This window comes from Cyanobium sp. NIVA-CYA 375, from assembly GCF_056108345.1.
In genome coordinates this window covers 1-704 of sequence record NZ_JBSYHW010000331.1, presented here as the reverse complement: position 1 = coordinate 704, position 704 = coordinate 1, and the positions used below count along the sequence as shown (strand labels likewise).

Annotated in this window: 1 protein-coding gene; it reads right to left on the bottom strand. The window is 77.8% G+C overall.

Translation table 11 applies throughout. The annotated features are described in order from the left end of the window. A partial coding sequence (gene bchO / locus AC01FP_RS18405; RefSeq protein WP_474482303.1) for an alpha/beta fold hydrolase BchO occupies positions 1–664 on the bottom strand: 664 nt, incomplete at its 3' end. Between the last annotated feature and the right edge of the window lie 40 nt (positions 665–704).

Here is a 704-nt window from a genome sequence, read left to right as displayed (position 1 = left end):
CCATCATGGCGAGCACCGCACCCACGTGAGCCGGGTTGCCGACCAGGCGCGCGTAGTGCGCAGCGCCCTCGGCATCGATGCGCGAGCCGGTGCTGTCCAGCAGCTTCTTCAGCGTCGCCGGCCGCGCCGCCTGCCAGGAGAAGAGGTGCGGCACCAGGGGGTTCAGGGCCAGCAGCTTGGCTGCCGGCGCGTACCACCAGCCCGCCACGCCGCCGGGCGGGAACCAGGCGCCGGACAGCGACACGATCAGCGCCGGATCCGCCCCGCCGTCCAGGCACAGGCGCGCCGCCACGGCCGCACCCGCCGAGTGGCCGACGATCAAGGCCGGCCGGCGTTCCAGCGCCTGCAGCAGCGCCGCGAGCGAGGCCGCCATGCCCGGCAGCGAAAGGCCGTCGCCCCGCGGCCGCTGCGTGTGGGCGTGGCCCGGCAGGTCGGGCACGATCACCTCGTGGGTGGAGGCCAGTGCCTGCGCCAGGGCCGCCAGCGAGTGGCCCGAAGCGCCGGTGCCGTGCAGCAGCAGGGCCACCGGCCTCGCCTCGCCGGCCGGCGGCCGCAGCCACTGCACATGCCAGCGCAGCCCGTCCGCGCGCGCGCTGCCGCTGTGCGCGCGCAGCGGCCAGTCCGCAGGCAGCGCGGCCGGCGGCGGGCCGAACACCGGGTTCATGCGGCCGTGGCAGCGCCCACCGCGCGCGCCAGGCCGCGGG